The organism is Caulobacter sp. Root343, assembly GCF_001425745.1.
Taxonomy (GTDB): domain Bacteria; phylum Pseudomonadota; class Alphaproteobacteria; order Caulobacterales; family Caulobacteraceae; genus Caulobacter.
In genome coordinates, this window is record NZ_LMDF01000007.1 from 1,216,494 (window position 1) to 1,237,861 (window position 21,368).

A 21,368-nucleotide genomic window follows, 5' to 3' on the forward strand; every position below is an offset into this window, starting at 1 on the left:
GGAGAGAAAACATGGCCGTCGATCGCCGCGCCGTTCTGGCCGGAGCCGCCGCGCTGGCGGCCGCCCCCAGGGTCAACGCCATCGGCCGCTCCGCTCCGGTCGCGACAACCACGGCCGGACGGGTGCGCGGCGCCGAAATCGACGGGATCAAGGTGTTCAAAGGCGTCCGCTACGGCGCCGACACCGCCCCGCGCCGCTTCCAGCCGGCCCAGCCAGCCCAGCCCTGGAAAGGAATCGCCGACGCCCTCGCCTACGGTCCGGCCAGCCCCCAGACCAAGACCGAGGAAGGGACCAGCGAGGACTGCCTGTTCCTCAATGTCTGGACGCCGGGGTTAGCGGACGGACGCAAGCGGCCGGTATTGTTCTATGTCCACGGCGGCGCTCATGCGAATGGCTCGGGTTCCAGTCCGCTCTACGATGGAACCTGGCTGGCCAAGACCTACGACGTCGTCGTGGTCACCGTGAATCATCGCCTCAACTGCTTTGGCTACGCCTACTTGGCGCGCCTGGGCGGCCCTGAACTGGCCGACAGCGGCAATGTCGGCAATCTCGACCTGATCCTGGCCCTGCAATGGGTGCGCGACAACATCGCCGCGTTCGGCGGCGATCCTGGCAACGTCATGACCTTCGGCCAGTCAGGCGGCGGCGCCAAGCTGGTGACCTTGATGGCCACGCCGCGCGCGGCGGGCCTCTACCACAAGGTCGCGACGATGAGCGGCCAGCACGTCACCGCCATGGGCCCGATCCACGCGACGATCCGGGCCCGCGCCTTCATGGAAAAACTGGGCCTAAAGCCCGACCAGACCGAAGCGCTCAAGACCTTGCCGGCCGCGCGGCTGGTCGAAGCCTTGAAGATGCGCGATCCGCTGGAACGCAAGGGCTCGATCCTGTTCTGGTCGGTTGTCGACCACGGCGTCCTGGCCCGCCATCCGTTCTATCCGGACGCGCCGCGCGAGAGTGGCCACGTCCCGATGATCATCGGCAACACTCACGACGAGACCAAGGCCTTCCTCGGCGGCGATCCCAAGAACTTCGCCCTGACCTGGGAGGAGCTGCCCGGCCGGATGGAAGGCGAACTCGTCCTGGACGTCGCGCCCGAGCACATCATCGCCCGCTATCGAGAGCTCTATCCGAACTACAGCCCCTCGGACGTGTTCTTCGCCGCGACCACGGCGGGGCGCTCATGGCCCGGTCACCTGATACAGGCCGAACAGCGGGCGAAGATCGGCGCTCCGGCCTGGATGTACCAACTGGACTTCGGGGCCCAGACCGATCCGAAGATGGGCGCTTATCACAGCTACGACATCGCCCTGGTGTTCGGCACGCTGGGCGCCAAGGGGTCGATGACCGGGACCGGTCCCGCCGCCCAGAAGGTCCGCGACCAGATGAGCGCGGCCTTCGTCTCGTTCGCGCGGACGGGCGACCCGAACTGCGCGGCGATCCCGGCTTGGGAGAAGTACACCCTGCCCCGCCGTCCCACCCTGGTGATCAACCAGACCTCGGCCATGGTCGACGATCCTCGCAAGGCGGAGCGCGAGCTGTTCTCGGTCGCGCCGTTCCTGAAGGAGGGAACCTAGCGGGCGAGCGCGACGGGCTTCGAGAAGGCCGAGCTGGCGCCGGCGGCCGTGGTGCTGGTCGCGGTGATCGCCGAGCCGGCCGCCGCGCCCTTGACCTCGCCGACGAAGGCCGCGTTGCCCTGCCCGTCGGTCACGACCTGGATAGAGCCCAGATAGCGCTCGCCCTCCGCGGTTCCGGCCTTGCCGCCGAACACCTCGACGGTGACCAAGCTCGCCGCAGGACCTTGCAACACGCCCTTCACCGAGAGCTTTCCGCCAACCGGCCGCACGACCGAGAGGCTGGGCGGCCCTAGCCCAAACTGTGGCAATGCGTGGCAACTGGCCGGGTCGTCCTGGTTCAGGCAGATCACCGCCGCGCCAGCCTTGTCGAACACCACGCCCATGCCGCGCGAGCCGACGAAGCTGCCGTGCTCCAGCCCGGGCGGGCCAATGACGATGCCGCCCCGAGCCATCTTCGGATCGCAGGAGCCGCCCGCTGAGCAGCGCATGATGGGCAGGCCATTGCCGGCGATCGCGTTCTGGCTGATCCGGTTGGCGGAGACCTTGGCTTCGGGCCGTACCGCGACGCCGATCCCGTTGCCGCGGATGTCGTTGCCCTCGACCATGTTGCCGGCGCCCGTGACGCTGACCCCGAAGGCGTTCTCGCGAAAGGTGTTGGCCGCGATGTAGTTGCGCGCGCCCCAGTTCAGCTGAAGGCCATCGGAATAGCGGACGAACCGGTTGCGAACGACCGTGTTGTCGTTGCCCCACAGGATCTCGATGCCCTGCGAGGGTTCCAGATTGTCGGTCCCGCCGTCGAAAACATTGTCGGCGATCAGGTTGAAGGCCGCGCCACGTGTCAGCTCCAGGCCGTCGCCGTTCTCCAGGAAGGTGTTGCGCAGCACCTTGTTGTCCAGCGTCGTGTTCGAGGTCGAGCCGCCCTTGCCGTCGTCGCCGCTGAGCATCACCCCGGCGCCGCCGATGTTGCGGACGATCAAGTTGTCGGCGATGACCGCATTGGACGTCCGCAGCACCAGGACCCCGATGCAGAAGCCCCGGATTTCAAGGCCCCGCAGCATCACACCCTTGGTGTCGACCAAGGCGAAGCCCGGATTGCTGGCGGTGCGGACATTGGTTCCGTACTGGCCCGAGACCATGCCGGGACAGGACTTCAGGTCGCGCGGCAGGTAGCCCGCCCCGTCGATGACGTTGTGGCCGCCCGAATGCGCGAAGGCTTGGCCTTCGATCGCCACCGGCCCCTTGATCGGCGGCAGGGCCGACTTCAACACGATGCGCGGCGCGATGATCTCGATGCGATAGCGGCCTGGTTCGGCATTGCTGGTCGCCACCGCCCAGCGCAGTGAGCCCTGAGCTTCGTCATCGACTTCGCGGTCAACCAACAGAAGCGTCGTCTCGGCCCCGGTGGTCGCCGGACCACCGGCGGCCACGGCCGCGATCGGCTTCGGGTCAGGCGTCTGCGCCCAGGCGGGCCCAGCCACCAGCGCCGCCAACATCACCCATCGTGAAGCCGTGCCCGTCATCAATCCCTCCTCGCGAACTACGCCCTGTCCCAGGGGAAGCTCAGGGTCGGGGCGTTCGTATACCGCTTCATTCTCAGCGTCAGCCGCGCGCCGGCGCCGGGCGCGAGCCGCAACGTGAATGCCGAAGAATCGACCGGCGCGGCCGGCGCATCGCCGATCGCGACGCTCAGGACCTGGTGCTCGGCATAGGCGCCGCCCTGCACCGTCACGGTTCGCGCGGCGACCTGGTTCGTGTTGACCAGGGTGACGACCGTGTCGTCTTCGCCCAGCTTCTCGACCAGAGCCGCGACGTCCTCGGGCACACCGGCGCGGCGCCGCTCGGGATCGAAGTAGCGCAAGCGGGCGTAGTGCAGCGCCCCACCCTGCGCCGGCGAAGTGCCCGACCAGGGCGGCCGGGCGATGTTGATGCCGCCCTCCATCAGGTGGATCAAGGCCGTGACGCTGGCCGGATTGATGTCCAGGGTGGCGTCGGCCAGGCGCGTATCTGGCGAGGTGCGGTCGTCGCGCTGGGCCTGGGCGCGCGCCCGGACCCGTTCGAGGTCGGCCCGTAAGGCCTTCACCGGATAACCGGCGTCCTTGCCCTCCAGATACGAGACCCACGGATGCTCGGCCGCCCGGGCGCGGTCCGAAGGCTTCTGCGACATGTACCAGATCTCGAGCCCGTTCTGCCGGTACTCGCCGGGCGCATAGCCGTACCAGCCCTTGGGCCCGTACATGCGCGGGGTCATGACCTTGCCGTCGACGACCTTCTTCTGGGCGTTGATCACGTCGTTCTGGCGGCGCCAGACGTCGAGATACTTGTCGTCGCCGGTCAGCAGGTAGGCGTTCAGGAAACCGACCACGGCGCGCGGCACACGGTTGCGGTCCTCACGCTTGCCGGTCTGCGGCACGAGCGGCGAAAAGCCCCAGCCGTAGGTCCCGCTCCACCACTGGCCCTTGGGCCCGCCGATCTTGCCGTCCAGGCCGATCTTGCTGGGCAGGACGTCGCCATTGGCCTTGGCCCGATCGACCCAGGCGTCGACATACGACACGATCCAGTCGCGGTATTTCGGCTCCTGATCCAGCATGTAGGCGTTCAGCACCAGGCTGGTGGCCTGCAGGTTCAACGGCGCGTCGCCGATGACGTCGCCATACTCGGCGTAGTGTCCCAGCGTCTCCTCGTAGCTGCGCTCGCCATGCTCCATGTAGAACTTGGTGACGTCGAACGGATCGCCGGCCCAATCGAGGGGCGTGGCCTGGCGCAGCATCGGACCCCGGCTGCCGGTGATCATGCTGCGGATGATCTTCCGCTTGGGATCATAGTTCGGCGCGCCCGGATCCTCGGCCATGTAGAATCCCGAGAACCGCTTCACCCGATCGCGATAGCGCGGGTCGTGCGGGTCCGACAGGCCCAGCAGGTTGAACACCGACAGCCCCTCGGAGAGGTGCTGCCAGTCGGTCATGACCGGAAATTCCTTGAAGTACATGCCGTCCCGCGCGAACGGCACGTCCTTGGTCTTCGCCGCCGTATACTGGCGGACATTGCCCTCGAACGCCTTCTTGGCCATGGCCATAACCTGGTCGCCAGCGCCCAGCGCGTGCAGGGTCGGCCAGTCGTTGACGTTCTCGATGGCGTCGTCGGGACCGTCGTTGGCGCCCCAGCGCTCAACCGCCAGCAGATAGCCGCGGTCGTCGAAATAGCGGGCGAAGAAGGCGGCGCAGGCCTCCTCGTTGGCCTTCAGCAGCTCGCGCTCCAGCAGCGCCCATTCGGGCGGAGCCATCGGCGTCGAGACGGTCAGGACCGGCGCGGCGAAGGCAGGACGACCAAGGGCGGCGAAGACTAGGGCCGAGGCGCCGGCCAGGACGTGGCGTCGAGTCGTCATGCTTACGCGGCCTTCAATTCCAGTCGCTGGATTTTTCCGACGATCAGGAAATAGGCCAGGATGGTGATCACGCAGTGGACGCCGACGAAGATCAGCGCCCCGTCGAACGAGCCCGTGGCCTTGACGATGTAGCCAATGACGATCGGGGTCACGATGCCGGCGACGTTGCCAAAGGTGTTGAAGATGCCGCCGGTGACGCCCGCCATCTCCTTGGGCGACGTGTCGGCCACCACCGCCCAGCCCAGCGAGGCGACGCCCTTGCCGAAGAACGCCGCGGCCATGATCACGATAACCAGCCACTCCTGCTCGACGTAGTTGCAGAGGATGATGCAGGTGGCCAGCACCATGCCCAGCAGCAGCGGCGTCTTGCGGGCGATGTCGAGATTGCCGGTCTTTTTCAGCAGGCTGTCCGAGATCATGCCGCCCAGTAGGCCGCCGGCGAAGCCGCACAGCGCCGGCAAAGCGGCGGTGAAGCCGGCCTGCAGGATCGACAGGCCGCGATCCTTGACCAGATAGATCGGAAACCACGTGACGAAGAAATAGGTCAGCACATTGATGCAGTACTGACCCAGATAGACGCCCAGCAGCATGCGGCTGGACAGCACCTGCTTGACATTGGGCCAGGTGAAGGCCGCCCCGTTCGCGGTCGAGGCCTCCTCCATCCGCACCAAGCCGCCGCCGGCTTCGATGTAGTCGATCTCAGCCTTGTTGACCGCCGGATGGGCCAGCGGGCTGTGGATCAGCTTGACGAAGAAGAGCGCCGCCACGACGCCGACCGCGCCCATCACCCAGAACACCGAGCGCCAGCCGAACATATGCGCCAGCCAGCCCATCAGCGGCGCGAAAGCCACCAGTGAGAAGTACTGGGCCGAGTTGAAGATCGCCGAGGCCGTGCCGCGCTCAGGCCCCGGGAACCAGGCGGCGACGATGCGGGCATTGGCGGGGAAGGACGGCGACTCCGCCAAGCCCACGGCGAAGCGCATGGCGAACAGCACGATCACGACCGTCAGGCCGGTGAAGAAGCCGGCGAAGCCCTGCAAGGCGGTGAAAGCCGACCAGGCCACCAGGGCGATCGTGTAGATCTTTTTGGAGCCGAACCGGTCCAGCAGCGCCCCGCCGGGAATTTGCCCCAGGACATAGGCCCAGGCGAAAGCCGACAGGATGTAGCCCATCGCCACCGGATCGAGGCCCAGTTCCTTCGACGCCGATTGGCCGGCGATCGAGAAGGTTGCGCGGTCGGCGTAGTTGATCGTGGTGATGATGAAGAGCACCGCGATGATCAGCCAGCGCACCCGCGTTCGCTTGGTGGTGTCGGTCATACGCGCCTCTTCCCTGTTCGAGAGCCGATCTGCCGTCGGCGTCTATCCCGGCGACGCTAGAGGCGCCCGGGAGGAAGGTCTAAGTCAATTCGCCTATCGACCAATCCACGGGAGACATGGATCGGTGCGGTTTCCGTATCGGAACCGCCTCCAGGCGGCCTTTGGCACGATCGATTTTCGATGAAACGCGGCCAGAAACCGGTCTACCGGCCAGGATCATCCGGCCATCCGTGCCGAATGCGCATTGGTTCATACCCGATTGGGATTGGCCCTGGACGAACAGGCGCTCCTATCCTGAGGCCAACAAAGAAGGGGGCTCGACCGCCTTCGGCACGAAAAGGACCCGCGAATGCGGGCAACTGGGAGGCAACCATGTCGATCAATCGCAAACCCGCCGCGCGCGCCGTTCTGGCGTTCAGCGCCTCGGCCCTGGCCCTGACCCTGGCGACCGCCGCCGCCGCCGCCGCTCAAGAAGCCGCTCCGGCCGCGCCCGCTTCCGACGAAGTCGAAGCTGTTGTGGTAACCGGTTTCCGCGCCAGCCTGCAGAGCGCGATGAACATCAAGCGCAACTCGAGCGGCGTCGTCGACGCCATCAAGGCCGAGGATATCGCTCAGTTCCCCGATCTGAACCTGGCGGAGTCGCTGCAGCGCATCCCCGGCGTCTCGATCTCGCGCATCAACGGCGAAGGCCGCCAGATTACCGTTCGCGGCCTCGGTTCGGAGTATACCCGCGTCCGCATCAACGGCATGGAGGCCATCTCCACCACCGGCGGCACCGCCAACAGCGGCGGCACCAACCGGGGTCGCGGCTTTGACTTCAACGTCTTCGCCTCGGACCTCTTCAACAGCATCGCGGTGCGCAAGACCGCCTCGGCCGATGTCGAGGAGGGCTCGCTCGGCGCGACGGTCGACCTGAACACCTCGCGCGCCTTCGACAGCCGCAAGCCGCAGCTCGTGCTGTCGGCGGGCGCCAGCTACAATGACCTGTCCGAGAAGACCACGCCGCGCGTCTCCGCCCTGGCCAGCCGCACCTTCTTCGACGGCAAGCTGGGCGTCCTGATCTCCGCCGCCTACGAAGAGCGCCACCTGAAGGAAGAAGGCGCCAACATCACCCGTTGGGCCGTCGGCGGCAGCAACGGCGGCTTCAACGCGGCCTCGACGGTGCCGGGCTACACCCTGGCCCAGATCAACAACACCAACACGACCACCGGGATCTTCGCCCCGCGCATCCCGGCCTATGTCAGCTACGACATTCAGAACAAGCGCACGGGCCTGGCCGGCTCCATCCAGTTCAAGCCGGACGCCAACACCGAGATCACGCTGGATGCGCTCTACGCCTATCTGGAAGGCAAGCGGAAGGAAGCCCAGCTGCAGGCCATCGGCCTTTCGCGCGCCACCACCGGCAAGCCGGAGACGATCATCCGCGACGGCGTCGTCGAGAACGGCAATCTGGTCTATGCCCGGATGGACAATGTCGATCTGCGCACCCAATCGGCCTATGACGAGCTGAACACCGAGTTCAAGCAGTTCACGCTGTCGGCTAAGCACAACTTCGGTGACCGCCTGGTCGTCGGCGCCCTGGCCGGCTACGCGGACTCGACCTTCACCCAGCCGGTCTCGACCATCGTCACCTTCGACCGCCTGAACAGCCAGAACTACGCCTACGACTTCCGCAAAGGCCGCGCCCCGCAGATCCTGCTAGGCTTCGACGCCACCGACCCGGCGAACTGGTCGGCGATCAACGGCACCTCGGAAGTGCGTCTCCGCCCGACCTTCGTCGAGAACCAGTTCTCGACCGCCAAGGTCTATGGCGAGTGGGAAGCCAGCCAGAACCTCAAGTTCAAGGCCGGCGTCGACTGGCGCAAGTTCGAATACGACAGCTATGGCCTGTATCGGACCACGGAGACGGTCAGCCAGACCTTGACCCCGGCCCAGCTGGCTTCGGTGTCAAAGGTGTCCAGCGGCTTCGGCAAGGGCCTGGACATGCCGGCCGGCAACGCCACGGCCTGGCTGGTCCCCGATATCGACAAGTACGCCGCCCTGCTGAACATCTACAGCAACAGCGGCATCTACGCCCTGACCGGCACCAACAACACTTCAGCCCGCGGCCAATACGGCGCGGTCGAGGAGCAGGACACCGGCGCCTATGTCCAGGCCGAGTTCCGCTTCGAGGCGTTGGGCCTGCCCTTCCGCGGCGACGCCGGCGTGCGCCGCGTCCACACCGAACAGGAGTCGGCCGGCTACGCCGCCGTCGGCGGCGTGATCCAACGCGTCGAGGTCAAGCGCGACTACGACCTGACCCTGCCGTCGTTCAACCTGGCGGCCGACGTCACCGACACCTTCGTGGCCCGCTTCAGCGCCGCCAAGACGATCGCCCGTCCAGGCATCGGCTCGCTGTCGCCCGGCGGCGACGTCGCGGTGCAGGGCGCCAACCGCAGCTTCAGCTCGGGCAACCCCTACTTGAACCCGACCCAGTCCAAGAACCTCGACGTCTCGCTGGAATGGTACCCATCGTCGGGCGCGATGTTCGCCGCCGGCTTCTTCTACAAGAAGATCAACACCTTCGTAGCGACCCAGAGCGAGCAGCGCGTCTACAACACCCTAGGCCTGCCGGACTCGCTGATCGCCGGCACCACCGCCACGCCGGACATGCTGTTCCAGGTTTCCAGGCCCGTGAACACCAAGGGCGGCGACCTCAAGGGCTTCGAGCTGAACGTCCAGCAGCCCTTCACCTTCCTGCCGGGCTGGCTGAGCCACTTCGGCGTGATCGCCAACTACACCTACGTCGCCTCCAAGATCGAATATCCGACCTCGTCGGCGGCGGGCGCGCCGGTGGTGATCAACGACCTGATCGGCCTATCGAAGAACGCCGCCAATGCGACGCTCTATTGTGAGACCCCCAAGTGGAGCGTGCGCGGCTCACTGGCCTATCGCGCCGGCTACCTGACCCAGGTTCCGGGCAGCGACGGCAACACCGTCCACGGCACCAACGAGACCCTGAACGTCGACATGCAGGCCAGCTGGAACATCCGCGAGAACCTGAAGCTCTCGGTCGAGGGCGTGAACCTGACCGACGAGTTCAACGATCAGTACGTCGGCGATAGCAACCGCCTGAACGTCTACACCCACAGCGGCCGCCAGTTCATCGTCGGCCTCCGCTATAACTTCTAGGCGTCCTTCTGTTTCCCCCCGCCTAGGAACCTCGCGCCGCTCCTCCTCCCAGGGGCGGCGCGTTTTGTTTACAGCGCGCCTCGGCTTCAGGACCTGACTGACGCGCCATCGTCGTATCAGACCCGCCTCCAACACAGGCGCCGAGCACCGCTTCGTCGTGGCGTCGTCGCTCGCCGCTTGCGTCCGCGCCCTTGCATTGAGATAGTTTTTATTATCGTAATGTGGCCGACCGGTCGAAGTGCTGGACTTAGGGGAGTGCGATATGAAGGCGCCTATGTTCATGGGATGCGCCGCGCTGGCGCTTTCAGCCGGTGTCGCCGCGGCCCAGACGCCGACGCGGCCGACCGCCCAGGATAGCGCGACGATCGAGGAGATCGTCGTCACCGCCCAGAAGCGCGCGGAGAACTTGCAGGACGTGCCGGTCTCGGTCACCGCCCTGACCGCCGACGCCCTCTCGGCGCGCGGCGTCAACAATGTGCTGGCCCTGAACAACATGGCGCCGGGCATGCGGATCAGCGCCAACGACGCGGCGGCCAATCCCAAGATCTACATCCGCGGCGTGGGCCTCAGCGACTTCAATCCCAATGCGTCCAGCGGTGTCGGCGTCTATGTCGACGGCGTCTATATCGGCTCGCCCCTGGCCCAGATGGCCGGCTTCTTCGATCTGGCCCAGGTCGAGGTGCTGCGCGGACCGCAGGGCACGCTTTACGGCCGCAACACCAACGGCGGCGCGATCAACATCACCACCAAGCGGCCTAGCCAGACCTTCACCGCGGACGCTTCGCTGGAATACGCCACCTTCAACGCCGTCACGGCCGAGGCGGCTGTCGGCGGCCCGATCGTCGCCGACAAGCTGGCCTTCCGCGCCGCCGGCCAATGGGTCAAGGATGACGGCTATACCTACAACCGGGTGACCGGGAACGACGTCAACGCCGCCGACCATTGGGCCGGCCGACTGTCGCTGCTGTACACCCCGTCCGACGATTTCGAGCTGCTGGCCCAGGTCAATCGCTATGTGAACCGGGGCGACGCCATCGCCCCACAACACCGCGCCCTGTTCCCCGCCACGGCCGCCGCGACGGGACCCGATGGGCTGTGTGCTCCCAACGCCTACGCCAGCGGCGCGTGCACGGACCTGCTGGGCTATGCCGACACCGACGGCAACCCGCGCGCCATCGACGCCAATCTGGAAGGCAAGGACAAGGTCGACCTGTTTGGCGCCTCGGCTCAGGCGACCTGGTCGTTCAACAACCTGCAGCTGGTCTCCGTCACCGCTTGGCAGTGGGCCCATCGCAACGACCTGGAGAACACCGACGGCAGTCCGGCGCAGATGCTGGAGATCAACTACCGCTCGCGCCAGCAGCAGTTCACCCAGGAACTGCGCCTGCAGTCCGACAATCCGTCGAGCCGCCTGAATTGGCTGATTGGCGGCTACTTCATGGACGAGACGGTCGAGGACAACACCCGCCAGGACACCCTGCGCGACCTGCGCCCGCTGTTCATCGCGCCCGACAATCCCACCGGCCTCAGCCCGGAGAACAGCGTCGCGGTGTTCGGCTGGCCCTACACCCAGAAGACCAAGGGTTACGCCGTCTTCGGCCAGGCCGACTACAAGCTGACCGACAAGCTGACGGGCACGGTCGGCCTGCGCTGGTCGGCCGACGACAAGCACATGAACTACCAGAGCCAGATAGAGGACGGGCTGATCGTTCTGCTCACCTCGGACCAGAAGAAGACCTTCTCGGCGTTCTCGGGACGCCTCGGCCTGCGCTATCAGGTGAGCGACGACGCCAACGTCTACGCCACCTACAACCGCGGCTATAAGAGCGGCGGCTTCTTCGGCGGCCTGGCCACAACGCCCGAGGAGGTCGAGCCCTATGACAATGAAACCCTCGACGCCTACGAAGTCGGCCTGAAGTCCGAGTTCCTGGACCGCCGCGTGCGGCTGAACGTGTCGGGCTTCTACTACGACTACAAGAACCAGCAGGTCTTCGCCCAGGCGCTGCGCAACGGCTTGACCGTTCTGGTCCTCGACAACGCCGCCAACTCCAAGGTCTACGGCGGCGAGGCCGAGATCACCGCGCGGCCGATCCAGCCCCTGACCCTGACGGCCGGCGTCTCGCTGCTGCACGCCAAGTACGGCGAGTATTTCAGCGAAGGTCAGGACTTCACCGGCAACCGGCTGCCGCAGTCGCCGAAGGTGACGTTCAACACGGCGGCCACCTACGTGGCCCCATTGGCTAACGGTTCGTCGATCGTCGCCAATATCGACGCCAACTATTCGTCGAAGGTCTATTTCGACAATTCGAACGCCGAGCGGCTGTCACAGGGCGCGGTGTGGATCGCCGGCGCCCAGGTCAGCTGGCGCTCGCCCGACCAGAAGATCGAGGTCGGCGCCTTCGCCCGCAACCTGTTCGACAAGACCTATGTCGTGTCGATCTCGAACATCGACAGCTTGGGCGAGGACCTGCTGAGCATGAACCGGCCGCGCAGCCTCGGAGCCTTCCTGCGATACCACTACTAGGGCGCGATTGGTCGGCGGCGGGCAATCTTGCTATCAGGATCCCATGGCCAGAAGCACCGCCGCCAAGACCCCTGTCACCAAGACGGCCCCCACCAAGACCCGAACGCCTTCGCTCGACACCAAGTCGCGGCCGTCGCGCCGGCGCGGCAAGGACACGTTCGAGGTGATCCTGACCACCGCCGGCGAGTTGCTGGCCGAGGTGGGCTTCGAGCGCCTGACGACGAACCTGGTCTGCGAGCGGGCCGGCCTGACTCCACCGGCCCTCTATCGCTATTTCCCCAACAAGTACGCCCTGCTGAAGGAGCTGGCCCATCGCCTGATGGACGCCCAGGACAAGGTGGTGCTGGCCTGGCTCGCGGCTGGCGGGACCGAGGCCTCGTCGATCGAGGAATCGGTCGCCAAGAACCGCGACCTGCAGAAGCAGATCAACGCCATCACCCGGGCCTTTCCCGGCGGCGACTGGATCTTGCGCGCGCTGCGGGCGTTGCCCGTGTTGCAGGAAGTGCGCACCACCTCGCGTGACATGGTCGCCCAGACGCTGTTCGACATTCTGAAGGCGGCCAACCCCGCCGCCAGCGAGGATCGGCTACACACCGCCACGCGCCTGACGACCCAGATGATGTACGCCGCCACCGAGATGGTCCTGGAAGAGCCGGATCAGGACGAGGACAAGATCAACGAAGAGATCTGCTGGATGGTCAGCCTGTACTACCAGCACCTGACGCGGCCGGACGCCTTGACGCGAGCACGCTGATCAGGCCCAGGGCCAGCGCCAGGCAGACGCCTGACAGAGCAAGAGCCCGCCGCACGGGGCCTTCTCCCACCACCAGGGACGCGGCCAGCGGCCCGGCGCTGCTGCCCAGCAGCTGGGCCGCCCCCAGTTGCATGGCCGCTCGCCGGGTCGGATCGATCCGGATCAGCAGCAGGGTCTGGAACGGCAGGGCGAACAGCCACAGGAAGCCGAACACCGCGACGCAGGCGATGAACAGGCCACGCCCTGGCCCGCTCCACAGCACGGTGAGAATGACGGCGTTGATCGCGCCGATCCCGATCAGCATCCCACTCGGCGGCGCGCGGTCCCCGACCAAGGTGGCGGCCGTCCCGCCTAGCACCTGCAGCCCCAGCGCAAGGGCGATGGCCATCCCGGCCTCGCGCGACGAGAGCCCGGCCTGGGCCGCCAGCGGCTCCAGATATACCCAGAGGGCGACGATGAAGGCCATGTAGAGGAACACCGCGGCCAGCCCGGCCAGCGAGCGCGCATCCAGTCGTCCGCCGTCCACGGACTTGGGCAAGGCGGCGAAGCTGTCGGGGCCCGCCAGGGCCGCCAGAGCGGCCAGCATGGAGATGGCCGCAAGGCAGGTCAGGGCGCCATTGACACCCCAGCGCCCCATGACCAGAGCCGGTAGAGCGGCGGCGAGCACGAGCTGGGCCAGGGTCTGGACCGTAACAAAGACCCCCGCGGCCCGCTCCGGACGCGACGATCGCGCGATGACCCCGATCGCCAGCCACAGCATCACCCCGGCGCACGCGCCCGCCGCGCCACGCGCGACGATCACGCCGGTCCCGCTGGTCAGGGTGGTCAGCAGCATCGCCCCGGCGTGCAGCAAGCAAGCCAGCATCATCTTCAGCCGGATGTTGGCGGGCTTGAGGAAGGCCGCCGCCACACCGCAGGCCACGCCGATCGCCATCAGCTCGACCGTCGCCGCCAGACCAATCTGGGCCGTGCTGAGCCGCCCTTCCCGCTCCAGCGCCCCCAGGATCACCGGCTGCAGCCCGGCGATCAGCAGGGCCACGACGCCGACGCCCTGGCTGATCGCGGCTTCGCGCCTCGGCGGCGACAGGACGGGGGCCGGCACGTCGACGACGGCTTCGGAAATGCTCATCGACCCTGCCCATAGGATTTGAAGCGCTGGAGGATCACCTGCATCTCCTCCTCCGCCAGCAGGGTCGGGCCGCCGATGGCGAGGGTTCCCCAATAGACCGCCGCCTGCTCCTCGATCTCCTCGGCGATGGCCAGGGCGAAGTCCAGGTTGGGCGCGGCGACGATCTGGCCGTGATTGGCCATCAGGGCGGCGTAGCGGCCGTCCAGCGTCTGGACCACCGCTTCGGCCAGTTCCTCCGAGCCGAAGGTGGCGTAGGGCGCGACCGGCACGCTGGTCCCGCCGCTGACGGCCACCATGTAGTGCACCGCCGGGATCGGCTTGTTGGCGCAGGCCAGGATGGTGGCGTGGCGCGAGTGGCAGTGGACGACCGCCCCGACATCGGGCCGGCGGTCCAGCAGGCCCTGGTGCATCCGCCACTCGCTGGACGGCTTCAGCGCGCCAGGCGCCGTCGAGCCGTCAGGCTGGATCAGCACCATCTGCTCGGCGGTCAGGCGCGAGGCCGGCACGCCGCTGGGCGTCACCAGCATCGCCTCGCCGCACCGCGCGGAGACATTGCCGGACGTGCCGCGATTGAGCCCCCGCTCGTCCATGGCCCGCATCACCTCGGCCATGCGTTGACGCAGCGCGCCTTCGTCCATCGGCGCGGCCATCAGGCGGCCTCCCCCAAGGTCATCTGGCGCATCGCGGCCTCGGTGGCCTCGAAGCTTTCGAGCTTGCCGAGGGTAGCCAACCCCTGGGCGACCAAGGCCGCTGTCGCCGTCGCGAAGCGGGCCGCCTCTAGCGGCGGCCATCCACGGTCGAGCGCGGCAATAAATCCGGCGCAGTAGGAGTCGCCGCAGCTGGTCGTGTCGACCGGCGTGATCACATAGGCCGGCAAGGTGGTCCGGACGCCGTCCAGCACCACGAGCGAGCCTTGCCTGCCATTCTTGATGATGCAGCCGCCGGCGCCCAGCTCACGAAAGAAATCGGCGGCCGCGACGAGGTCATCCTGGCCTGTCAGGAACGCGGCCTCGGCGGCGCTGGGCATGAAGTAGTCGACGAAGGGCAGCAGCCGCTTCAGCTCGTCCAGGGCCGAGGCCTGGGGCGAGATCAGGTCGCAGGTCACGATCGCCCCCGCATCGCGCGCCGCCTTGACCAGTTCCGCGCCCGCCCCGCCGTCCAGGCGCGGCCCGCCGATCCCGCCATAGTGCAGGAAGCCGACCGACTTGGCGGCCTCCAGCGCGGCGGGCGTGGCCGCCGCCAGCATGCCCGCTCCCAGAGCGTGGAAATTCGGGCGCCGGCCCGCCGAATCCACCGCCAGAACGGTGGTGGAGCTGGGCAGACCCGGCAGGGTCTCCAGCGCGGAGAGGTCGACCCCGGCCTCGTCCAAGGCCAAACGAATGAAGCGCCCGATCAGGTCGTCGCCGACCGCCGAGGCTAGCTTGACGCTCATGCCCAGCTTGGCGGCGATCAGGGCGGCCCCCGCCGCCGTCCCCGCCGGCGCGCAGGCGATGCCTTCGATCAGGGTCGTCCCCTCGCCCTCCGGCAGCGCGTCGATCGTGCGCGCCACCACGTCCAAGGTCGTCAGGCCAATGCACGCCAAGCCGGTCTTCATCGCCGCTTCTCCCAATACATTGACAGTCACTATGCCCGAGCCATTATGATAGTCAAAACTATCTTATGGCGGAGCGCCGGACATGACCTGGACCAACAGCAAGGACACCGCGCTGCGCGAGCGCGCCATGGCCGTGATCCCCAACGGCATGTACGGCCACCAGTCGGTCATGCTGCTGCCCGACGACTATCCGCAATTCTTCGACCGCGCCCAAGGGGCCTATCTGTGGGACGTCGACGGCAACCGCTACATCGATTTCATGTGCGGCTACGGCCCCAACCTGTTCGGCTACGGCCACGCGGCGATCGACCAGGCCTACGTCGAGCGGATGAAGCAGGGCGACACCATGACTGGCCCCGGCCAGGCCATGGTCGAACTGGCCGAGGCCCTCACCACCCAGGTTTCCCACGCCGACTGGGCGATGTTCTGCAAGAACGGCACCGACGCCACGACCATGGCGATGATGATCGCCCGGAACTTCACCCAGAAGAAGACCATCGTCCTGGCCAAGGGCGCCTATCACGGGGCCGCGCCCTGGTGCACCCCGCTGAAGAACGGCACGACCCCCGCCGACCGCGCCAATCAGGTGTTCTACACGTACAACGACGTCGAGAGCCTGGAGGCCGCCGTGCGCGAGGCCGGCTCGGACCTGGCCGCGATCTTCGCCGCGCCGATCAAGCACGACGCCTTCATCGACCAGGAACTGCCCGACCCTGAATACGCCCGCCGGGCGCGGCAGCTGTGCGACGAGCACGGCGCGCTGCTGATCGTCGACGACGTTCGCGCCGGCTTCCGCCTGGCTCGCGACTGCAGCTGGTCGCTGGTCGGGGTCAAGCCAGACATGTCGACCTGGGGCAAGGCGATCGCCAATGGCCATCCGATCTCGGCCCTGCTCGGCGCCGATGTCGCCCGCTTCGCGGCCGCCACCATCTACGCCACCGGCTCGTTCTGGTTCTCGGCCGCGCCCATGGCCGCCTCGCTCGCGACACTGAAGCTGATCCGGGAGACCGACTATCTGGAGCGCACCATCGCGCTCGGCGAACGCCTGCGCACTGGCCTCGACGAGGTCGCCGGCCGTCATGGCGTCGGCTTGCGCCAGACCGGGCCGGCCCAGCTGCCGCTGATCATGGTCGATGACGATCCGACCGGCGCCAAGGGCTATTTCTGGAACAACGCCCTGCTGAAGCGCGGCGTCTACTTCCACCCGTGGCACAACATGTTCATCACCACGGCGATGACCGACGGCGATATCGATCACGCGGTCGAGGCCGCCGACGACGCCTTCAAGCTGCTGAAGGCCGCTGGTCCGCTCGAGCCCGTGGCCAAGCTGGAGTTCATGCACTCGCTGGTGGACTGACGGCGCCTGTCCTGAACTCACTATCGGCCCGGGCCAGTACGCGCTACGCCGGATGCATGACGAGCAAGCCTGTCGCGCTACGGCGCCTGATCGACCTTCCCGGCGTTAGGGACCTGGAATACCGGGCGCTCCTGAAGCGGGACTTCGCCGAACCCGACGCCCGAGCCGAGTTTCCGGAGATCAACGCCTGCGTGAGCGCCCTGCTCGGGCTAACCGCGGACGAGGCCGAGGCGGCGGCGCGACCGCCCGGCTGGGACGATGTCGAAAACCAGCCACCGGCCCAGCAAGTCATCGCGTTCGAGGCCGAAGGCTGGGACGTGACCGACGACAAGCGCCGACCGCTGCGCGTCTTGGGCCACTTTGGCGCGCCGCTGTGGTTGGCGATCCGCGGCGTGGCCGGAAGCCTGCCCTTCGAGGCGGAAAGCACGGAACCGGAAGCCTGGATGTCCAAGCTCGAGGCCGAAGCCAAACGCTTCCGCAAACGCTAGACGATCGCAGAGGCGCCGCGGCGCTACTTCCCGTCCTTCCGCACCTTACCCCAGGCCTCCAGCCGCTCGCGCACCTTGGCCTCGGCGCCCACGGGCTTCGGCTCGTAGAACCGTCGCCGCTCCATGCCCTCCGGGAAGTAGTTTTGACCCGAGACGCCGCCCTCCACGTCGTGGTCGTAGGCATAGCCGTCGCCATAGCCGAGCGACTTCATCAGCTTGGTCGGGGCGTTGAGGATGTGGGCCGGCGGCATCAGGCTGCCGGTCTCCTTGGCGGCCCGACGCGCGGCCTTGTAGGCGTTGTAGACGGCGTTCGACTTGGGCGCGCTGGCCATGTGTACCACGGCCTGGGCCAGGGCCAGTTCCCCTTCGGGCGAGCCCAGGAAATCGTAGGCGTCCTTGGCCGCGGTGGTCAGCAGCAGGGACAGCGGGTCGGCGGCGCCGATGTCCTCGGACGCCATGCGCACCAGACGACGAGCGATGAACAGCGGGTCCTCGCCGCCCTCCAGCATCCGGGCCAGCCAGTAGAGCGCCGCGTCCGGATCGCTGCCGCGCACCGACTTGTGCAGGGCGGAAATGAGGTTGTAGTGCTCCTCGCGGTCCTTGTCGTAGGCCGGGCGGCGCTTCTGCAGGAACTGACCCAGTTGGGTCGGGTTCAACGGGCTGTCGGTCCCGATCGAGAACAGGGTCTCGGCCAAGGTCAACAGGTAGCGGCCGTCGCCGTCGGCCATGGCCACCAAGGTGGAGCGGGCGTCAGCGTCGATCGGCAGTGGCCGGTTCTCGGCGGCCTCGGCGCGCTGGAGAAGCTGTTCCAGCGACTCCTCGGTCAGGCGCTTCAGCACGAACACCTGACAGCGCGATAGCAGAGCGCCGTTCAGCTCGAACGACGGGTTCTCGGTCGTGGCTCCGACCAGAGTGACGATCCCCTCCTCCACGAACGGCAGAAAGCCGTCCTGCTGGGCGCGGTTGAAGCGGTGGATCTCGTCGACGAACAACAGGGTGCTCTGGCCGGCCTGCCGACGCATGCGGGCCTGTTCGAAAGCCTTCTTCAGATCGGCGACGCCGGAGAACACCGCCGAGATCTGGTGGAACTCGTAGCCACCTGCCTTGGCCAGCAGGCGGGCGATCGTGGTCTTGCCGGTGCCCGGTGGGCCCCACAGGATCATCGAGGCCAGACGGTGGGCCGCGGCCATACGGCCAATGGGGCCTTCGGGGCCCAGCAGATGCTGCTGGCCCACCACCTCGTCGAGGCTTTGGGGCCGCAGCCGGTCAGCCAAAGGCGCCGGGGCGTGGGGCGTCAGGCCGGCGGCCTGGAAGAGATCGGACATGACGCTTTTCTAGCAGGCTGGTCCGTTCAAGTCCCGTTATCACCTTGCTCGCACAGTGCGCACGGAACAACGGGGACGGCGGATGGCAGGGGGGACCGAGGGGCGGGTTGGCTCGCGCTGGCTGAAGCTGTTGGTGGCGGGGTCGGCGGCCTACCAGCTGATCTATCTGGCGATCTATCTGGCCAAGCCCCACTCCGTCGCCGAACCGCCGTTCTCGGACTTTTACGCGTTCTGGAGCTTCGGTCGCTTCCTTCAGGCGCTGCCGGCCCACCAGATCTACGACTTCGCGACGCTGCAGCCGTTCCAGCACGACCTGCGGCCCGGCTTCGACGCCTTCTATCCGTGCGTCTATCCGCCGATCCTGCTGCCGTTCCTGCAAGCGTTGGGCGCCCTGGGCTACCTGCCGGCCCTCGCGGTCTGGACGACGCTAGGCCTTGCCGGCTTCATCCTGGCCGTCGCGGGGCGCGACTGGCGCGCGCCCACGCCTTGGCTGGCCATCTTGGCGCCGACCACGATCCTCGCCGTCGTATCGGGACAGAACGGGCTGCTGACGGCGGCTCTGCTGATCGGCGGCTTCCGATTGATGGCGCGGAGGCCATGGCTGGCGGGCGTGTTGCTGGGCCTGCTGGCGTTCAAGCCACAGCTCTTCGCCCTGCTGCCGATCGTCCTGTTGGCCGGGCGCCGCTGGCGCACCCTGGCCGCCGTCTGCCTGACGGTGGCGGGCATGGTCGGTCTCAGCTTTTCGCTGTACGGCCTGGAGACCTGGCGGGCTTGGGCCGAGGCCCTGCCCGCCTTTTCCCAGGCGCTGGAGAGCCAGCGTGAGGCTGTCGGTTGGCTGATGCCGACGATCACGGAGGGCCTGCGCGGCGCGGGGCTCACGGGGCCGCTTGTTGGCGTCGTCCAGGGCGCCAGCGCCGCGACGGCGGTGATCGCCCTGGTGCTGTTGTTCCATCACGGTCGCGAGCGCGACGCCCCGTCGGCGCTGGACGCCGCGGCGGTGCAGGTCGGGACCTTCCTGGCGACGCCCTACGCCTTCGTCTACGACATGCCGATGGTCTCGGCCGCCGTCGTCGCCCTGGTCGCCGCGCGCCTGTCGTCGGACCAGAGCTGGCGGCCGGGCGAGCGCGTCGTCGCCGTGGCCGGCTACGGCCTGCCGCTGGCCCTGCTCTCCGGCGGCTTCAAGACCGTCCCGATCGGCCCGATCGTGCTGACCGCCCTATTCGCCGTGCTGGTTCGCGCCGCCTGGGACCTCAGGTCGAAAAGCGCGCCGTGATCCGCTGACCCTGGCGCTCGACCGTCACGGTCCAGTTGCGCCCCTGGCCGGCGACGGCGGCGTTCAGCTCGGCCACCGTGTTGACGGCTCGGCCGTTGACCTCGCGAACGAAATCGCCCGGACGCAAGCCCGCGTTCAGAGCAAAGCCCTCGCCGATCTGCGTCACCAGGACGCCGCGCCCAGCAAAAGGATCGAGGTGCAGATCCTGGGCCACGGCCGGCGTGAGATTGACTACGGTAGCGCCGTCGAACGGATTTCGCCCCTTGATCGTACGCTCGTCGCGCGCCGGACTGTCCGGGGCGGCCTCGGCGCGGACGGTGATCGTCTGTTCGCGATCGCCGCGATGGATCTGCATCGGCACTCGATCACCGACCTTGTGGGTGCCGATGGCGAAGGCGCCGCCGCCCTCGTCATTCACCGCGCGGCCATCGATCGACAGGATGACGTCGCCTTCCTTGAGGCCCGCGCGGTCGGCCGAGGAGCCGGGATAGACCTGAGCGACCAGCACGCCGCGCGGCGCGGTCATGCCCAGGCTCCTGGCGATCTCGCCGGTGACCGGCTGGCCCTTCACGCCCAGCCAGGGCCGCACGACACTGTGGCCGCCGCCCAGGGCCGCGGCGACGACCTGGCGGACCACGGCGGCGGGGATGGCGAAACCCACCCCGCTCGAGGAACCAGAGCGCGAGATGATGAAGGTGTTGATGCCGATCAGGTCGCCGTCCATGTCGACCAGCGGACCGCCAGAGTTGCCCGGATTGATGGCCGCGTCGGTCTGGATGTAGCTGCCGAAGTCGGCGGCCCCGACGTCGGTGCGGGCCAGGGCCGAGACGATGCCGTTGGTCACGGTCTGGCCGACGCCGAACGGATTGCCCAAGGCGAGGACAAGGTCGCCGACCTCCATCCGGTCCTGGTCGTCGATGGCCATGACCGGCAGCTTCTCACCCTTCGTGTCGATCTTCAGCACCGCGAGGTCGGCGCGCGGGTCATCCAGCAGCACGGTGGCCGGGAACTCGCGACGATCGGCCAGCTGGACGGTGATGTCGCTCATGCCGTCGATATTGTGGTGGTTGGTGATGATCACCCCGTCGGCGCGAACGATCGCGCCCGAGCCCAGCGAGCCCTGGACCTGCGCGCCGCCGCTGCCGCCGCCGCCCATGAAGAAGTCCCAGAACGGATCCACGCGGCGCTGCACGACCCGGCGGCTGGCGACATTGACGACCGCCGGGGCGGCCTTCTTCACCACCGGCGAGAACGACAGCTTCATCGAGGCCGCGTCGGCCGGGACGCGGCGGGTCGGCTGCGGCATGTCCGGGATGGACTGAGCCTGGGATTGGCCGGTCGGGTTCGAGCAGGCGGCCAGCAGAACGACGGCGGGCAGCAGGGCGCGAAGTTGGCGCATGACGTTCAAGGAAGCTCCTAACGGTTCTCCGCGAACTCAGCCGAGCTTTCGGGCGAGTCTAAGGCGGCGAAAGGTC

At 67.5% G+C, this 21,368-nt stretch carries 15 protein-coding genes; 7 read left to right on the top strand and 8 right to left on the bottom strand.

Going from position 1 to position 21,368, the window contains the following annotated elements; genetic code table 11:
* Nucleotides 1-11: 11 nt before the first annotated feature.
* Nucleotides 12-1,577, top strand: coding sequence for a carboxylesterase/lipase family protein (locus tag ASC70_RS18060; RefSeq protein ID WP_056052655.1), 1,566 nt, complete (start codon nt 12-14; stop codon nt 1,575-1,577).
* Here ASC70_RS18060 and ASC70_RS18065 read toward each other — a convergent pair.
* Genes ASC70_RS18065 through ASC70_RS18075 form a run of 3 tightly spaced genes read right to left on the bottom strand, consistent with a single transcriptional unit; the run spans nt 1,574 to nt 6,278 of the window.
* On the bottom strand, nt 1,574-3,097 hold the full coding sequence (locus tag ASC70_RS18065; protein ID WP_082539778.1) for a nitrous oxide reductase family maturation protein NosD: 1,524 nt from the start codon (nt 3,095-3,097) through the stop codon (nt 1,574-1,576). The two genes, ASC70_RS18060 and ASC70_RS18065, sit on opposite strands and share 4 nt — an antisense overlap.
* A 17-nt stretch (nt 3,098-3,114) precedes the next feature.
* Nucleotides 3,115-4,959, bottom strand: a complete 1,845-nt coding sequence (locus tag ASC70_RS18070; RefSeq protein WP_056052662.1) for a hypothetical protein — start codon at nt 4,957-4,959, stop codon at nt 3,115-3,117.
* 2 nt (nt 4,960-4,961) lie between these two features.
* Entirely contained in the window at nt 4,962-6,278 is a 1,317-nt protein-coding gene (locus ASC70_RS18075; RefSeq protein WP_056052665.1) for an MFS transporter, read from the bottom strand.
* A gap of 372 nt (nt 6,279-6,650) precedes the next feature.
* Between ASC70_RS18075 and ASC70_RS18080 the strand changes: the two genes are divergently transcribed.
* The 3 genes from ASC70_RS18080 to ASC70_RS18090 all read left to right on the top strand — a co-directional run bounded on the left by ASC70_RS18080 (nt 6,651) and on the right by ASC70_RS18090 (nt 12,727).
* Nucleotides 6,651-9,449 (top strand): TonB-dependent receptor, encoded by a 2,799-nt coding sequence (locus tag ASC70_RS18080; RefSeq protein WP_056052668.1) that lies wholly within the window; start codon nt 6,651-6,653, stop codon nt 9,447-9,449.
* A gap of 262 nt (nt 9,450-9,711) precedes the next feature.
* Entirely contained in the window at nt 9,712-11,973 is a 2,262-nt protein-coding gene (locus ASC70_RS18085) for a TonB-dependent receptor (RefSeq protein ID WP_056052670.1), read from the top strand.
* A 43-nt stretch (nt 11,974-12,016) separates the two neighbouring features.
* Nucleotides 12,017-12,727 carry a TetR/AcrR family transcriptional regulator gene (locus ASC70_RS18090; protein ID WP_082539779.1) on the top strand — a complete coding sequence of 237 codons (711 nt, stop codon included), beginning with the start codon at nt 12,017-12,019 and terminating at the stop codon, nt 12,725-12,727.
* On the opposite strand, the gene ASC70_RS18095 is transcribed toward ASC70_RS18090, so the two are convergent.
* Genes ASC70_RS18095 through ASC70_RS18105 form a run of 3 tightly spaced genes read right to left on the bottom strand, consistent with a single transcriptional unit; the run spans nt 12,672 to nt 15,450 of the window.
* Nucleotides 12,672-13,856, bottom strand: a complete 1,185-nt coding sequence (locus tag ASC70_RS18095) for an MFS transporter (protein WP_056052672.1) — start codon at nt 13,854-13,856, stop codon at nt 12,672-12,674. The two genes, ASC70_RS18090 and ASC70_RS18095, sit on opposite strands and share 56 nt — an antisense overlap.
* The gene (locus ASC70_RS18100; protein WP_082539780.1) at nt 13,853-14,506 is read right to left on the bottom strand and encodes a class II aldolase/adducin family protein; all 654 of its coding nucleotides are present in this window, start codon (nt 14,504-14,506) and stop codon (nt 13,853-13,855) included. The genes ASC70_RS18095 and ASC70_RS18100 overlap by 4 nt, the downstream gene beginning before the upstream one ends.
* Nucleotides 14,506-15,450 carry a carbohydrate kinase family protein gene (locus ASC70_RS18105; RefSeq protein ID WP_056052675.1) on the bottom strand — a complete coding sequence of 315 codons (945 nt, stop codon included), beginning with the start codon at nt 15,448-15,450 and terminating at the stop codon, nt 14,506-14,508. The genes ASC70_RS18100 and ASC70_RS18105 overlap by 1 nt, the downstream gene beginning before the upstream one ends.
* Nucleotides 15,451-15,532: 82 nt before the next feature.
* Here ASC70_RS18105 and ASC70_RS18110 point away from each other — a divergent pair, with 82 nt between their 5' ends.
* Together ASC70_RS18110 and ASC70_RS18115 are read left to right on the top strand one after the other, a co-directional pair.
* Nucleotides 15,533-16,807, top strand: coding sequence for an aminotransferase class III-fold pyridoxal phosphate-dependent enzyme (locus ASC70_RS18110; protein WP_056052678.1), 1,275 nt, complete (start codon nt 15,533-15,535; stop codon nt 16,805-16,807).
* A gap of 191 nt (nt 16,808-16,998) precedes the next feature.
* Complete coding sequence (locus ASC70_RS18115; RefSeq protein WP_235519445.1) at nt 16,999-17,295, top strand: hypothetical protein; 297 nt, start codon at nt 16,999-17,001, stop codon at nt 17,293-17,295.
* Nucleotides 17,296-17,318: 23 nt separating this feature from the next.
* On the opposite strand, the gene ASC70_RS18120 is transcribed toward ASC70_RS18115, so the two are convergent.
* On the bottom strand, nt 17,319-18,620 hold the full coding sequence (locus ASC70_RS18120) for a replication-associated recombination protein A (RefSeq protein ID WP_056052683.1): 1,302 nt from the start codon (nt 18,618-18,620) through the stop codon (nt 17,319-17,321).
* Between the two features lie 82 nt (nt 18,621-18,702).
* On the opposite strand from ASC70_RS18120, the gene ASC70_RS18125 reads away from it, so the two are divergent.
* Complete coding sequence (locus tag ASC70_RS18125; RefSeq protein ID WP_056052686.1) at nt 18,703-19,893, top strand: glycosyltransferase family 87 protein; 1,191 nt, start codon at nt 18,703-18,705, stop codon at nt 19,891-19,893.
* On the opposite strand, the gene ASC70_RS18130 is transcribed toward ASC70_RS18125, so the two are convergent.
* Entirely contained in the window at nt 19,871-21,301 is a 1,431-nt protein-coding gene (locus ASC70_RS18130) for a Do family serine endopeptidase (protein WP_156396249.1), read from the bottom strand. The two genes, ASC70_RS18125 and ASC70_RS18130, sit on opposite strands and share 23 nt — an antisense overlap.
* Nucleotides 21,302-21,368 lie beyond the last annotated feature (67 nt).

Coding starts and splice junctions, on each gene's coding strand:
- ASC70_RS18070 (WP_056052662.1), bottom strand. CDS start 4,959: ATGACGACTCGACGCCACGTCCTGGCCGGCGCCTCGGCCCTAGTCTTC.
- ASC70_RS18080 (WP_056052668.1), top strand. CDS start 6,651: ATGTCGATCAATCGCAAACCCGCCGCGCGCGCCGTTCTGGCGTTCAGC.
- ASC70_RS18090 (WP_082539779.1), top strand. CDS start 12,017: ATGGCCAGAAGCACCGCCGCCAAGACCCCTGTCACCAAGACGGCCCCC.
- ASC70_RS18065 (WP_082539778.1), bottom strand. CDS start 3,097: ATGACGGGCACGGCTTCACGATGGGTGATGTTGGCGGCGCTGGTGGCT.
- ASC70_RS18095 (WP_056052672.1), bottom strand. CDS start 13,856: ATGAGCATTTCCGAAGCCGTCGTCGACGTGCCGGCCCCCGTCCTGTCG.
- ASC70_RS18075 (WP_056052665.1), bottom strand. CDS start 6,278: ATGACCGACACCACCAAGCGAACGCGGGTGCGCTGGCTGATCATCGCG.
- ASC70_RS18100 (WP_082539780.1), bottom strand. CDS start 14,506: ATGGCCGCGCCGATGGACGAAGGCGCGCTGCGTCAACGCATGGCCGAG.
- ASC70_RS18110 (WP_056052678.1), top strand. CDS start 15,533: ATGACCTGGACCAACAGCAAGGACACCGCGCTGCGCGAGCGCGCCATG.
- ASC70_RS18125 (WP_056052686.1), top strand. CDS start 18,703: ATGGCAGGGGGGACCGAGGGGCGGGTTGGCTCGCGCTGGCTGAAGCTG.
- ASC70_RS18105 (WP_056052675.1), bottom strand. CDS start 15,450: ATGAAGACCGGCTTGGCGTGCATTGGCCTGACGACCTTGGACGTGGTG.
- ASC70_RS18085 (WP_056052670.1), top strand. CDS start 9,712: ATGAAGGCGCCTATGTTCATGGGATGCGCCGCGCTGGCGCTTTCAGCC.
- ASC70_RS18060 (WP_056052655.1), top strand. CDS start 12: ATGGCCGTCGATCGCCGCGCCGTTCTGGCCGGAGCCGCCGCGCTGGCG.
- ASC70_RS18120 (WP_056052683.1), bottom strand. CDS start 18,620: ATGTCCGATCTCTTCCAGGCCGCCGGCCTGACGCCCCACGCCCCGGCG.